Genomic DNA, 12,739 nt, shown 5'->3' on the forward strand with positions numbered 1-12,739 from the left:
GGTCACCCGGGCCGGTCGGCCCTCAGGCCGGCCCGCCCGGAGGTCAGCCTGTCATGAGCGCCAGTCGAGCGGGACCTGCTTGGACCGGTCCCAGGGGCGCTCCCAGCCGGCGTAGTGGAACAGCCGGTCGATGACACCGGCGGTAAAACCCCAGACCAGAGCGGACGCGACGAGGAACGCGGGGCCCTGGTGGCCGCTCGGGTGCACGGTCGTCGCGCGGTTCTCGGGATCCGTGAGATCCGCCACGGGCACGGTGAAGACGCGGGCGGTCTCGCCGGGGTCGACGACGCCGACCGGGCTGGGGGCGCGCCACCAGCCGAGGACGGGGGTGACGACGAAACCGCTGACCGGGATGTAGAGCTGGGGGAGCACGCCGAAGAGCTGGACGCCCCGCGGGTCGAGGCCGGTCTCCTCCTGGGCCTCGCGCAGGGCGGCGCGCAGCAGCCCGCCGTCGGCCGGGTCGCCGTCCTCGGGGTCGAGGGCGCCGCCGGGGAAGGAGGGCTGGCCGGCGTGCGAGCGGAGGCTGCCGGACCGCTCCATGAGGAGCAGCTCCGGCCCGCGCTCACCCTCGCCGAAGAGGACGAGGACGGCGGACTGGCGGCCGGCGCCGCTCTCGGGCGGCAGGAAGCGGCTCAGCTGCTCGGGCCGGATCGTGCGAGCGGCCCGGTCGACGGGCCCGAGCCAGTCGGGCAGCCCGTCGCGGCTGAGCAGGCCCGCCGTGCCGGGCCCGTGGATCTCTTCGTCAGTGCGCGTCATCGGCACCCCCGTGGTTCACAACGCGATCGATGGACGGGTTCGTTCCCGGTGGCGTGGGACCACTCGGGGCTCCCCGACTGGATTCCGCACCACTCGGGGCTCCCCGACTGGATTCCGCACCACTCGGGGCTCCCCGAGCGGTGTCGGGACCGCTCCAGACCCCCGGAGTGGCGTCGGGCACCACTCGGGGCCCCAGGGCGGTGTCCGCACTGCTCCGGGCCCCCGGAGCGGTGTCGGCATCCCTCCGGGCCCCCAGGGGCGGCGTTCGCACCGCTCCGGGCCCCCGGGGTGGTGTCGGCATCCCTCCGGGCCCCCAGGGCGGCGTTTCCGCCGCTCCGGGCCCCCGGGGCCGGCTTCAGGCGTCGCCACCGAGCGGGGGCGCCGGGCGGCCCGGGTAGCCGGCCGGCGGGTTCAGCCGCTGGCCGGGGAAGCCGCCCATCTCGTACTTGAGCAGCTTCTTCGCCTTCTCGGGGTCGGTCTCGCCCTCGCCGTACGAGGGGCAGAGGTGGGTGATCGGGCAGGCGCCGCAGGCGGGCTTGCGGGCGTGGCAGATCCGGCGGCCGTGGAAGATCACCCGGTGCGAGAGCATCGTCCACTCGCTCTTCGGGAAGATCGTGGCGATCTCGGCCTCGATCTTCACCGGGTCGTCGGACTCGGTCCACCGCCAGCGCCTCGCGAGGCGCATGAAGTGGGTGTCGACGGTGATGCCGGGGACCCCGAACGCGTTGCCGAGGACGACGAAGGCGGTCTTGCGGCCGACGCCGGGGAGCTTGACGAGGTCGCCGAGGCGGCCGGGCACCTGTCCGTCGAAGTCGTCCCTGAGGGCGGCGGCGAGCCCCATGATCGACTTGGTCTTGGCGCGGAAGAAGCCGGTCGGCCGGATCAGCTCCTCGACCTCCTCGGGCACGGCCGCGGCGAGGTCCTCCGGCGTGGGGTATTTCGCGAAGAGGGCGGGGGTCGTCTGGTTCACCCGTAGGTCGGTGGTCTGGGCCGACAGGACCGTGGCCACGAGCAGCTCGAAGGGGTTGCGGAAGTCGAGCTCCGGGTGGGCGTACGGATAGACCTCGGCCAGTTCGCGGTTGATCCGGCGCGCCCGGCGGACCATCGCGAGCCGCGACTCGGGCTTCGCCACCTTCCGATTTGCGGCTTTCGCACGTTTAGACACGCCGTGTTCGCCCACAGCGGAATCACCTTCGCCCGACACTCTTTCAGCCCCCTTGGCCTGCGCTCTCACCGGCGAGTTGGACACCCGGCCAGCCTAGGCGCCGCCACCGACATCCGCCCCGGGCGTGGCCGATCGGAGCCCAATCGGGCCCCTGACGTACGGACGGGCTGCTCGGTACGTCAAACTTGTTGTGATTGATCGCACTGTTTTGTGCGTCCGGCATCATGGGACCCAGGTCCTTTGAGCAGGTCGACAGTAGGAGAGAACTCGTGGACGACGTTCTGCGGCGCGCCCCGCTCTTCGCGGCGCTCGATGACGAGCAGGCTGCCGAGCTGCGCGCCTCGATGAGTGAGGCGACGCTCGCCCGTGGCGACGCGCTCTTCCACGAGGGCGACCCCGGCGACCGCCTGTACGTGGTGACCGAGGGCAAGGTGAAGCTGCACCGCACCTCCCCCGACGGCCGCGAGAACATGCTGGCCGTCCTCGGTCCCGGCGAGCTGATCGGCGAGCTGTCCCTCTTCGACCCGGGCCCGCGCACCGCCACCGCGACCGCGCTGACCGAGGTCAAGCTCCTCGGCCTGGGGCACGGCGACCTCCAGCCCTGGCTGAACGCCCGCCCCGAGGTGGCCACCGCGCTGCTGCGCGCCGTCGCCCGCCGACTGCGCAAGACCAACGACCAGATGTCCGACCTGGTCTTCTCCGACGTGCCGGGCCGTGTCGCCCGCGCGCTCCTCGACCTGTCGCGCCGCTTCGGCGTGCAGTCGGAGGAGGGCATCCACGTCGTCCACGACCTCACCCAGGAAGAGCTGGCCCAGCTGGTCGGCGCCTCCCGCGAGACGGTCAACAAGGCGCTCGCCGACTTCGCCCAGCGCGGCTGGCTCCGTCTGGAGGCCCGCGCCGTGATCCTGCTGGACGTGGAGCGCCTCGCGAAGCGCTCGCGCTAGCCACAGGGCGTACGTTCCCACGCTTACGGAAAGGCCGCCCCGGTCCGAGGACCGGGGCGGCCTTTCCGCGTACCGCAGGACGGTCAGCGCTTGGAGCCGTCCACGATCACGGGGGCGGAGCCGGCGTTCCCGCAGGGCACCGCGTAGACCGGGTTCTTCGCCGCGGCCTCCTTGTACGCGTCGATGCACTGGTTCATCAGGACCTTGTCCGTCAGCGAGTCGTTGAGGATCTTGTTGGCGCGGGAGATGCCCTCCGCCTCGATCCGGCGCCGGTCGGCCTCGGCCTTCGCCGTACGGGAGGCCTCCAGGGCCCGCTCGGTGGCCTGCTGCTGCTGGATCTTGCGGTCGATCTGGGCCTGGAGGGAGTCCGAGGGCTTCACGTTGCGCAGGTTGACCGTGGTCACGTCGATGCCGCGCGGGGCCAGGCGCTCCGTGATCAGGCGGCCGATCTCGGCGTTGATCTTCTCGCGGTCGGAGGCGTAGCCCTGCTCGCTCGTGTAGTGGGCGAAGACGTTGCGGACGATCTCACGGCTGTCGGGGTAGACGAGCCGCTGCTGGATGGCGTCCTCGCTGCCCGCGAGCTTGTACAGCTCGACGGCCTTGGCCTGGTCGACGGACCACTTCACGGTCACCTCGGCGTACATGACGCCGCCCTGCGAGGAGCGGACCTCGACCACGTCCTTGTCGGAGAGGTTGAGGTCGACCGGGCGGGTGGAGAAGGTCGTGACGTCCGTGAACGGCGACTTCATGTGCATGCCCGAGGTCATCGGCGTGCCCACCTTGCCGAAGGCGACCGGGACGCCGACCTCGTACGCGCTGATCACGTACGTCATGCTCACGATCAGCGAGAAGAGACCGGCCAGGACCGCGCCGAGGGCGCCGAACTTCAGCCCCGTGGAGCCGTTGGCGCGGCCTACGAAGTAGAGCACCACTGCGGCTATGACCAGCAGGATGGCGATGACGAACATGGGCGTTCCCCCCGAAAGCTACGGCCAGAAGTAAGCGGAGCGTAAAACACGGGTCAGGAACGCCAAAAGACCGGGGGGTGCCTCGGGACAGGATCGTGACGACCGGCCGGGGGCGGGGCCAGGGCCTTCGGACCGGGCCGGTGTCCTCCCGCCGGGCCCGGTCGGCACGACACCCCTAGACCAGCCCGTGCTCCCTCAGGTACTCCAGCTGCGCCCGTACGGACAGTTCGGCCGCCGGCCACAGGGAGCGGTCCACGTCCGCGTACACGTGGGCGACGACCTCCGCCGCCGTCCGGTGCCCGGCCTCGACAGCCGTCTCGACCTGCGCGAGCCGGTTCGCCCGGTGCGCGAGGTAGAACTCCACCGCACCCTGCGCGTCCTCCAGGACCGGCCCGTGCCCCGGCAGGACCGTGTGCACCCCGTCGTCGACGGTCAGCGAACGCAGCCGCCGCAGCGAGTCCAGGTACTCCCCGAGCCGCCCGTCCGGGTGCGCGACCATCGTCGTCCCGCGTCCCAGGATCGTGTCGCCCGTGAGCACCGCCCGGTCGGCCGGCAGGTGGAAGGAGAGCGAGTCCGAGGTGTGCCCGGGGGTCGGGACGACCCGCAGCTCCAGGCCGCCGACCGTCACCACGTCCCCCGCGCCGAGGCCCTCGTCGCCCAGCCGCAGCGCCGGGTCGAGGGCCCGCACGGCCGTCCCGGTCAGCTCCGCGAAACGGCCCGCGCCCTCCGCGTGGTCCGGGTGGCCGTGGGTCAGCAGGGTCAGCGCGATCCGCTTGCCGAGCTTCTCGGCGGTGTCGATCACCTGACGGAGGTGCCCGTCGTCGAGCGGACCCGGGTCGACGACGACGGCGAGTCCGGAGCCCGGCTCGGAGAGCAGCCAGGTGTTGGTGCCGTCGAGGGTCATCGCGGACGGGTTCGGCGCCAGGACGTTCACGGCGCGCTCCGTCGCGGGCCCGGAGACCACGAGCCCGCGCGGCTGCCCCGGCAGGGCGGCTGCGTCGCTCATCGCGCACCCCCGGCGGGGATGACCTTGGTGAACTCCTCGTGCCCCGGCCAGCTCAGGACCAGCTCGTCGCCCTCCAGGCGCGCCTGTGCGAGGACCGGGGCCATGTCCTGCTCCCCGGCCGCCGCCAGCGCCTCGGCGGCCGTCCCGTACGGCTCCAGGGTGCGCAGCGTCGAGATCGTCGGCGGCATCATCGTCAGCTCGCCCCGGTCGTAGCCCGCGGCGGCCTCCGCCGGGCGGATCCAGACCGTGCGGTCCGCCTCCCCGGAGACGTCCCTCGTGCGCTGGCCGGCCGGGAGCGCCGCCACGAAGAACCAGGTGTCGTACCGCCGCTGCTCGAACTCCGGGGTGATCCAGCGGGCCCACGCGCCCAGCAGGTCCGAGCGCAGGACGAGCCCGCGCCGGTCCAGGAAGTCGGCGAAGGACAGCTCCCGGGCGACCAGGGCCTCCCGGTCCCGTTCCCAGTCCTCGCCGGTCGTGTCGCCGACGACGCCGTCCTCGGTCTCCCCGGCGAGCAGCACGCCCGCCTCCTCGAACGTCTCGCGCACGGCGGCGCACACCACGGCCTGGGCCTGCGCCGGGTCGTCGAGGCCGAGCCGGGCCGCCCACGTCTCCAGGGACGGGCCCGCCCAGCGCACCGGCTGCTCGTCGCGCGGGTCGACGCCGCCGCCGGGGTAGGCGTACGCGCCGCCCGCGAAGGCCATCGAGGTGCGGCGGCGCAGCATGTGGACGTCGGGCCCGGTGGCCCCGTCCCGCAGGAGCAGGACGGTGGCGGCGCGGCGGGGCTCCACCGGGGTGAGCTCGCCCGCGGCGAGGGCGCGGATGCGGTCCGGCCACTCGGCCGGGTACCACTGACCGTTCGACTGCTTCGCCTGCTTCGGCTGACCATTCGACATGGCCGGATGCTATGCGCAAGCATCGGAATGCACGAGAGCCGGTTTCCCAGGGCTGTGGAAAACCGGCTCCATGTCGCACGGAGGCGTGCGGGGGTGATCAGGCCTCGACGAGCTCGACCTGGACCTCGACCTCGACCGGCGCGTCGAGCGGCAGCACGGCGACGCCGACGGCGCTGCGCGCGTGCACGCCCTTCTCGCCGAGGATCTCGCCGAGCAGCTCGCTGGCGCCGTTGATGACGGCGGGCTGGCCGGTGAAGTCGGCGGCGGAGGCGACGAAGCCGACGACCTTCACGACGCGCTTGATGCGGTCGAGGTCACCGGCGACGGACTTCACGGCCGCGAGCGCGTTGAGCGCGCAGGTGGCCGCGAGCTGCTTGGCCTCCTCCGGCGTGACCTCGGCGCCGACCTTGCCGGTCACCGGAAGCTTGCCCGCCACCATCGGGAGCTGGCCCGACGTGTAGACGTACACGCCGGACTGCACGGCCGGCTGGTAGGAGGCGAGCGGCGGCACGACCTCGGGCAGGGTCAGGCCGAGCTCGGCGATCCGCGCCTCGACGGCCCCGCTCACGACTTGGCCCGCTTCAGGTAGGCCACGAGCTGCTCGGGGTTGTTCGGCCCGGGCACGACCTGGACGAGCTCCCAGCCGTCCTCGCCCCAGGTGTCCAGAATCTGCTTGGTCGCGTGCACCAGAAGCGGCACCGTGACGTACTCCCACTTGGTCATGGGGCCGACTGTATCCGCTGCGGTCCCGGCTCCCTTCCCGGCTCCCCCGAGGTCGCCCCTAGGTGGCTTCTCCGGGGCGGCCTGCTGATTGCGCGCGGCCGCCAGTGGTTAGGCTCGACAACGTGAGCAGGCTCCAGGTCGTCAGCGGCAAGGGCGGTACCGGTAAGACGACGGTCGCCGCCGCCCTCGCCCTCGCCCTCGCGACGGAGGGGAAGCGGACCCTCCTCGTCGAGGTCGAAGGCAGGCAGGGCATCGCACAGCTCTTCGAGACGGAGGCCCTTCCGTACGAGGAGCGCAAGATCGCCGTCGCCCCGGGCGGCGGTGAGGTGTACGCGCTGGCGATCGACGCCGAGCGCGCGCTCCTCGACTACCTCCAGATGTTCTACAAACTGGGCGGTGCGGGGCGGGCCCTGAAGAAGCTCGGCGCGATCGACTTCGCGACGACGATAGCGCCGGGCGTCCGGGACGTGCTGCTGACCGGGAAGGCGTGCGAGGCGGTCCGGCGGCGCGAGAAGGACGGCCGCCCCGCCTACGACCACGTGGTGATGGACGCGCCGCCCACCGGCCGCATCACCCGCTTCCTCAACGTGAACGACGAGGTCGCGGGCCTGGCCAGGATCGGCCCGATACACAACCAGGCGCAGGCCGTCATGCGGGTCCTCAAGTCCCCCGAGACCTCGGTGCACCTGGTGACGCTCCTGGAGGAGATGCCGGTCCAGGAGACCGCGGACGGCATCGCGGAGCTGAGGGCCGCCGAACTGCCGGTGGGCCGGGTCGTGGTGAACATGGTCCGCCCGCACGTCCTCGACGAGGCGGCGGTACGGGCCGCCTCCGGCGACCACCGGGAGGCGATCGCGCGGACCCTGGCCTCCGCCGGCGTCACGGGCGGCGCGCGCCTGGTCGAGCCGCTGCTCGACCAGGCGGCCGAGCACGCGCGGCGGGTGGAGCTGGAGCGGACGCAGCGCTCGGTCCTGGACGGCGTCGGCGTCCCCTCGTACGAACTCCCCTTCCTGGGCGACGGGGCGGACATCGCCGGGCTCTACCGGCTGGCGAAGGAACTGCGGAAGCAAGGGGTGGGCGCGTGACGGACAAGGCAGGCGCCGGGGCGGCCCCCGCCGCCGACGGGCTCGACCACGCGCCCGTCCTCGACCTCGATCCGATCCTCGACGACCGGGGGACGCGCATCATCGTCTGCTGCGGCGCGGGCGGGGTCGGCAAGACGACCACGGCGGCGGCCCTCGGCGTGCGGGCGGCGGAGCGCGGCCGGCGGGTCGTCGTCCTCACCATCGACCCGGCGCGGCGGCTCGCCCAGTCCATGGGCATCGACTCCCTCGACAACACCCCGCGCAAGGTCGACGGCATCAAGGGCTCGGACGGCGGCGAGCTGCACGCCATGATGCTCGACATGAAGCGGACCTTCGACGAGATCGTCGAGGCGCACGCGGATCCCGAGCGGGCGCGGGCGATCCTGGAGAACCCCTTCTACCAGTCCCTGTCGGCCGGATTCGCCGGTACGCAGGAGTACATGGCGATGGAGAAGCTGGGCCAGCTCAGAGCCCGCGACGAGTGGGACCTGATCGTGGTCGACACCCCGCCGTCCCGGTCCGCGCTGGACTTCCTGGACGCGCCGAAGCGGCTCGGGTCCTTCCTCGACGGGAAGTTCATCAAGCTGCTGATGGCCCCGGCGAAGGTGGGCGGCCGGGCCGGGATGAAGTTCCTCAACGTCGGCATGTCGATGATGACGGGGACCCTGGGGAAGCTGCTGGGGGGTCAGTTCCTCAAGGACGTGCAGACGTTCGTGGCGGCGATGGACACGATGTTCGGCGGTTTCCGGACCCGCGCGGACGCCACGTACCGGCTGCTCCAGGCCCCGGGCACGGCCTTCCTCGTGGTCGCCACGCCGGAGCGGGACGCACTGCGCGAGGCGGCCTACTTCGTGGAGCGGCTGGCCGCCGAGGACATGCCGCTGGCCGGGCTCGTCCTCAACCGCGTCCACGGCAGCGGCGCCTCCCGGCTGTCGGCCGAGCGGGCGCGGGCCGCCGCGGAAAATCTTGACGAGGGGCGCATTGTGGATCAGGGGGGCGGGAAGGCTCGTCTGGGTGGCTCCCCGGCCACCGACGCCGCGCACGAGCCCGAACCCGAGCCCGAGCCGAACGATCTCGCCACCGCCGCCGCACCGCACCCCGTACCCGAGGCTGCCCCCACAGCCGAACCGGCACAGGAAACAGACACGTCTGACGTCGACGTACGTCATCTCACCGCGGGACTTCTGCGCCTGCATGCCGAGCGCATGCGGGTGCTCGCGCGTGAGCAGCGCACGCGCGACCGCTTCACCGCGCTCCACCCCGAGGTGGCGGTGACCGAAGTGGCCGCCCTGCCCGGCGATGTGCACGACCTCGCCGGGCTGCGGGCCATCGGTGACCGGCTCACGGCGGGGCGCACGCCCTCGGCCTGAGCCGCCTCGCGTACGAGTACCCGTATCCGTACGCGTACCCGCGTCTTCTCGTACGGGTCAGAGCTGACCGACCACTGCGTACGGGTCGGAACCAGCCGACCGCCTGCGTACGGGTCAGAACTGGCCGACCGCCTGCATACCGATCGGAACCAGCCGACCGCCTGCAATCGGGTCGAAGTCAGACCGCTGCGTACGCGTCGGGGCTAGCCGACCGCGGCGTACGCCTCGTACGTGGCGTCGTCCTCGATCGCCACGGGCAGCAGGCCCGCCCCGCGCTCGTACTCGGTCCGCGCGGTCTCCAGGAGCCGGCGCCACGAGGTGACGGTCGGCCTCCGGCGCAGCAGGGCACGGCGCTCGCGCTCCGTCATGCCGCCCCACACGCCGAACTCCACGCGGTTGTCGAGGGCGTCGGCGAGGCACTCGGTCCGCACCGGGCATCCGGTGCACACCGCCTTTGCCCTGTTCTGTGCCGCTCCCTGCACGAAAAGTTCATCCGGATCGGTAGTGCGGCAGGCCGCCTGCGCACTCCAGTCAGCTACCCAGCCCATACCGGCGCCGTCCTCTCCCGAATCGAGGCTCCCCCACGGCGGCAGCGGCATATTCACCGCTGCCAGTTGGGACGTTACGGAAGGTGGGCACAGCGCAACACCCCCTTCGGGCCCAATCTTGAATGGTCCGAACGGACTATGCGTGCGCGTCAGATCACCCAGGGGAGTGATCGAAGGACATGCGTGTGATAGCAGACATACCGGTCAGATATGCCGTTCCTTGGCGGGGTCACTTCGGACACCGCGTGACGCATGAGCCGGAATCGGGCACGAGCTTCCCGTGTTTCGGGGTCACGGGAATTCATACCGATGTCACGCATGGGTCTTGATGCGCGACCACACTGCTGTGACAGTTGGGAGCAGCTTAGGCCAAGGCATATACGTGTGTCCGGCGAATGAGAACGTAGGCTGCCCCCATGGCAAAGAAGCGCTCGGGCGGTGGTCTGACCGGGACCCAGCAGGCCGCCAAGTTCCTCGGTGTCAGTGTGCTCGCCGGAGCCGTGCTGGCGGGCATCGCCCTGCCCGCGGCCGGTGCACTCGGCCTGGCCGCGAAGGGGACGGTGGAAGGGTTCGACGAGATCCCCTCCAACCTGAAGACCCCACCGCTGAGTCAGCGCACCACGATCCTCGACGCCGAGGGCGGTCTGATCGCCACGGTGTACTCGCGGGACCGGAAGGTCGTGCCGATCGACAAGATCTCCCCGTACATGCAGAAGGCGATCGTCGCGATCGAGGACGGCCGCTTCTACGAGCACGGGGCGATCGACCTCAAGGGCGTGCTGCGCGCCATCAACCGCAACGCGCAGTCGGGCGGGGTCGCGCAGGGCGCGTCCACGCTGACCCAGCAGTACGTGAAGAACGTCTTCGTCGAGGAGGCCGGTGACGACCCCGAGAAGGTCGCCCAGGCCACCCAGCAGACCATCGGCCGCAAGGTCCGCGAGCTGAAGTTCGCGATCCAGGTCGAGGAGGAGCTGGGCAAGAAGAAGATCCTGGAGAACTACCTCAACATCACGTTCTTCGGGCAGCAGGCCTACGGCATCGAGGCCGCCTCGCAGCGGTACTTCTCCAAGCCGGCCGCGGACCTGTCCCTGGGCGAGGCGGCGATGATGGCCGGTCTCGTGCAGTCGCCGAGCCGCTACGACCCGATCAACGACATCCAGGAAGCCACGAAGCGCCGCAACGTGGTCCTCCAGCGGATGGCCGACGTGAAGGACATCAGCCAGGCCGAGGCGGACAAGGCGAAGGCCACTCCGCTCAAGCTGAAGGTGAAGACCCCGAAGAACGGCTGCATCACCGCCGTCGACGGCGCCGGCTTCTTCTGCGACTACGTCCGCAAGACGATCCTCAACGACGCGACCTTCGGCAAGACCGCCGAGGAGCGGCAGAAGCTGTGGAACCTGGGTGGTCTCACCATCAGGACCACGCTCGACCCGCGCGCGCAGGCCGCCGCCAACGAGGCCGCCATCGCGAAGATCAACAAGGACGACCCGGTCGCCGCCTCGGTGGTCCAGGTCCAGCCCAAGACCGGCCGCATCCTGTCGATGGGCCAGTCCCGCCCGTACGGCCTGGACCAGAAGCAGCACCAGACGACGCTGAACCTCGCCGTCGGCAGCAGGATGGGCGGCACGACGTACGGCTTCCAGGTCGGTTCGACCTTCAAGCCGATCACGGCCGCGGCGGCCCTGGAGAAGGGCATCAGCCCGGCGACGAGCTTCAACGACCCGGCGAAGATCAACATCAACGAGAGCGAGTACACCCGCTGCGACGGCAAGCCCTCCGGTTACGCGAACTGGGAGGTGAACAACGAGATGGAGTCGGAGAAGGGCGTCTTCGACATGACCAGCGCCCTCGGCAAGTCCATCAACACGTACTTCGCCAAGCTGGAGCAGATGGCCGGCCTCTGCGAGACGCTGACCATGGCGAAGAGCGTCGGATACGAGCGTGAGCTGGGCAAGCCCATCAAGCAGAGCCCGTCCGTCACCCTCGGCAGCATCGAGAGCACCCCGCTCGACATGGCGTCCGTCTACGCGACCTTCGCCAACCGCGGCATCTACTGCACGCCGGTCGCCATCGAGTCGATCAAGGCCGCCAACGGCGACAAGCTGAACGTGCCGCAGACCAAGTGCACGCGCGCCATGAGCGACCGGACCGCCGACACCGTCAACCAGATGCTGAAGGGCGTCGTCGAGGACGGCACCGGTACGCGGGCCGGCCTCAGCGACCGCGACAACGCGGGCAAGACCGGTACGACCAACGACCGCAAGGACGCCTGGTTCGTCGGCTACACCCCGAACCTGTCCACCGCGGTCTGGGTCGGTGACGACGTCGGCGAGAAGAAGTCGATGTACGACATCACCATCGGCGGCGAGTACTACGACAAGGTCTGCGGTGGCTGCCTTCCCGGCCCCATCTGGAAGATCGCGATGACGGGCGCCCTGGACGCCGGCCAGACGCCGAGCTTCGTCCAGATCGCCGTGCCGCGCGCCGAGAAGCCCAAGGACCCGAAGGAGGGCGACGAGGGCCCGAACAAGCCCCGTAAGCCCCGCGACGGCAAGCCCGGCGACACGAAGCCGAACATCCCCGGGATCACGCTCCCGACGGACCTGATCGGCGGCGGCGACGGACGCGGCAACGGCCGCGGCGGAAACCACTGACACCGCCGGTACATCCGGCGGGCCGTCACCGCTGACGCGCCGACACGGGAGAGGGCGCCCCACCTGACCGGTGGGGCGCCCTCTCCCGTACGTGCTCCGCGGCTCAGCCCGCGAGCAGCTTCTTCACCGCGGCGGCGACACGACCGCCCTCGGCCTGGCCGGCCACCTTCGGGTTCACGATCTTCATGACGGCGCCCATGGCACGCGGCCCCTCGGCGCCGCCCGCCTTCGCCTCCGCGACGGCCGCCGCGACGATGCCGTCGAGCTCCTCGTCGCTGAGCTGCTTCGGCAGGTACGCGTCGAGGAGGAGGCCCTCTGCCGTCTCCCGCTCGGCGGACTCGGGGCGACCGCCCTTGGCGAAGGCGTCCGCGGCCTCGCGGCGCTTCTTCGCCTCCTTCGCGATCACCTTCAGCACCTCGTCGTCGGAGAGTTCGCGCTTGGTGGTGCCCGCGACCTCCTCCTTCTGGATCGCGGTGATGGTGAGCCGCAGGGTCGAGGAGCGCAGTTCGTCGCGCTCCCGGATCGCGGCGTTGAGGTCGTCCTTGAGCTTCGCCTTGAGCGTGGTCATGGGGTCAAGTGTGGCAGGTGCGCCACCCGAACCGCCCGCGCATTTCGGCTCAGCGGGTC

At 71.1% G+C, this 12,739-nt stretch carries 13 protein-coding genes; 4 read left to right on the forward strand and 9 right to left on the reverse strand.

Features of this window, described 5'->3' with window-relative positions:
* Positions 1 to 51: 51 nt before the first annotated feature.
* Positions 52 to 756, reverse strand: a complete 705-nt coding sequence (locus tag ACN9MM_RS18125; protein WP_382865435.1) for an NUDIX hydrolase — start codon at positions 754 to 756, stop codon at positions 52 to 54.
* Between the two features lie 355 nt (positions 757 to 1,111).
* On the reverse strand, positions 1,112 to 1,960 hold the full coding sequence (nth, locus tag ACN9MM_RS18130; RefSeq protein WP_426364599.1) for an endonuclease III: 849 nt from the start codon (positions 1,958 to 1,960) through the stop codon (positions 1,112 to 1,114).
* A 230-nt stretch (positions 1,961 to 2,190) separates the two neighbouring features.
* Here nth and ACN9MM_RS18135 point away from each other — a divergent pair, with 230 nt between their 5' ends.
* Positions 2,191 to 2,865: a Crp/Fnr family transcriptional regulator gene (locus tag ACN9MM_RS18135; protein WP_015034542.1), complete on the forward strand. Its 675-nt coding sequence runs from the start codon at positions 2,191 to 2,193 to the stop codon at positions 2,863 to 2,865.
* An 83-nt stretch (positions 2,866 to 2,948) separates the two neighbouring features.
* Here ACN9MM_RS18135 and ACN9MM_RS18140 read toward each other — a convergent pair whose 3' ends face one another.
* The 5 genes from ACN9MM_RS18140 to ACN9MM_RS18160 form a co-directional block, all read right to left on the reverse strand.
* The gene (locus ACN9MM_RS18140) at positions 2,949 to 3,833 is read right to left on the reverse strand and encodes an SPFH domain-containing protein (RefSeq protein ID WP_426364600.1); all 885 of its coding nucleotides are present in this window, start codon (positions 3,831 to 3,833) and stop codon (positions 2,949 to 2,951) included.
* A gap of 175 nt (positions 3,834 to 4,008) precedes the next feature.
* On the reverse strand, positions 4,009 to 4,839 hold the full coding sequence (locus ACN9MM_RS18145) for an MBL fold metallo-hydrolase (protein ID WP_426364601.1): 831 nt from the start codon (positions 4,837 to 4,839) through the stop codon (positions 4,009 to 4,011).
* Positions 4,836 to 5,732 (reverse strand): NUDIX hydrolase, encoded by an 897-nt coding sequence (locus ACN9MM_RS18150; protein WP_426364602.1) that lies wholly within the window; start codon positions 5,730 to 5,732, stop codon positions 4,836 to 4,838. The genes ACN9MM_RS18145 and ACN9MM_RS18150 overlap by 4 nt, the downstream gene beginning before the upstream one ends.
* Before the next feature lie 97 nt (positions 5,733 to 5,829).
* Complete coding sequence (locus tag ACN9MM_RS18155) at positions 5,830 to 6,300, reverse strand: RidA family protein (protein ID WP_041129922.1); 471 nt, start codon at positions 6,298 to 6,300, stop codon at positions 5,830 to 5,832.
* The gene (locus ACN9MM_RS18160; RefSeq protein ID WP_015034547.1) at positions 6,297 to 6,455 is read right to left on the reverse strand and encodes a DUF4177 domain-containing protein; all 159 of its coding nucleotides are present in this window, start codon (positions 6,453 to 6,455) and stop codon (positions 6,297 to 6,299) included. The genes ACN9MM_RS18155 and ACN9MM_RS18160 overlap by 4 nt, the downstream gene beginning before the upstream one ends.
* Positions 6,456 to 6,577: 122 nt before the next feature.
* Between ACN9MM_RS18160 and ACN9MM_RS18165 the strand changes: the two genes are divergently transcribed.
* Both ACN9MM_RS18165 and ACN9MM_RS18170 read left to right on the forward strand, forming a co-directional pair.
* On the forward strand, positions 6,578 to 7,540 hold the full coding sequence (locus ACN9MM_RS18165; protein ID WP_426364603.1) for an ArsA family ATPase: 963 nt from the start codon (positions 6,578 to 6,580) through the stop codon (positions 7,538 to 7,540).
* The gene (locus ACN9MM_RS18170) at positions 7,537 to 8,910 is read left to right on the forward strand and encodes an ArsA family ATPase (protein ID WP_426364604.1); all 1,374 of its coding nucleotides are present in this window, start codon (positions 7,537 to 7,539) and stop codon (positions 8,908 to 8,910) included. Before ACN9MM_RS18165 ends, ACN9MM_RS18170 begins: the two co-directional genes overlap by 4 nt.
* A gap of 203 nt (positions 8,911 to 9,113) precedes the next feature.
* Here the strand turns inward: ACN9MM_RS18170 and ACN9MM_RS18175 are convergent, their stop codons facing one another.
* Entirely contained in the window at positions 9,114 to 9,458 is a 345-nt protein-coding gene (locus ACN9MM_RS18175; protein ID WP_015034550.1) for a WhiB family transcriptional regulator, read from the reverse strand.
* 416 nt (positions 9,459 to 9,874) lie between these two features.
* On the opposite strand from ACN9MM_RS18175, the gene ACN9MM_RS18180 reads away from it, so the two are divergent.
* Complete coding sequence (locus tag ACN9MM_RS18180) at positions 9,875 to 12,112, forward strand: transglycosylase domain-containing protein (protein ID WP_426364605.1); 2,238 nt, start codon at positions 9,875 to 9,877, stop codon at positions 12,110 to 12,112.
* A gap of 103 nt (positions 12,113 to 12,215) precedes the next feature.
* Here ACN9MM_RS18180 and ACN9MM_RS18185 read toward each other — a convergent pair whose 3' ends face one another.
* Positions 12,216 to 12,680: a GatB/YqeY domain-containing protein gene (locus tag ACN9MM_RS18185; RefSeq protein WP_426364606.1), complete on the reverse strand. Its 465-nt coding sequence runs from the start codon at positions 12,678 to 12,680 to the stop codon at positions 12,216 to 12,218.
* Between the last annotated feature and the right edge of the window lie 59 nt (positions 12,681 to 12,739).

Origin of the sequence: Streptomyces sp. E-08 (assembly GCF_049913095.1) — a bacterium.
In the GTDB taxonomy this organism is placed as follows: domain Bacteria; phylum Actinomycetota; class Actinomycetes; order Streptomycetales; family Streptomycetaceae; genus Streptomyces.

Coding starts and splice junctions, on each gene's coding strand:
- ACN9MM_RS18125 (WP_382865435.1), bottom strand. CDS start 756: ATGACGCGCACTGACGAAGAGATCCACGGGCCCGGCACGGCGGGCCTG.
- ACN9MM_RS18140 (WP_426364600.1), bottom strand. CDS start 3,833: ATGTTCGTCATCGCCATCCTGCTGGTCATAGCCGCAGTGGTGCTCTAC.
- ACN9MM_RS18145 (WP_426364601.1), bottom strand. CDS start 4,839: ATGAGCGACGCAGCCGCCCTGCCGGGGCAGCCGCGCGGGCTCGTGGTC.
- ACN9MM_RS18150 (WP_426364602.1), bottom strand. CDS start 5,732: ATGTCGAATGGTCAGCCGAAGCAGGCGAAGCAGTCGAACGGTCAGTGG.
- ACN9MM_RS18160 (WP_015034547.1), bottom strand. CDS start 6,455: ATGACCAAGTGGGAGTACGTCACGGTGCCGCTTCTGGTGCACGCGACC.
- ACN9MM_RS18175 (WP_015034550.1), bottom strand. CDS start 9,458: ATGGGCTGGGTAGCTGACTGGAGTGCGCAGGCGGCCTGCCGCACTACC.
- ACN9MM_RS18180 (WP_426364605.1), top strand. CDS start 9,875: ATGGCAAAGAAGCGCTCGGGCGGTGGTCTGACCGGGACCCAGCAGGCC.
- ACN9MM_RS18185 (WP_426364606.1), bottom strand. CDS start 12,680: ATGACCACGCTCAAGGCGAAGCTCAAGGACGACCTCAACGCCGCGATC.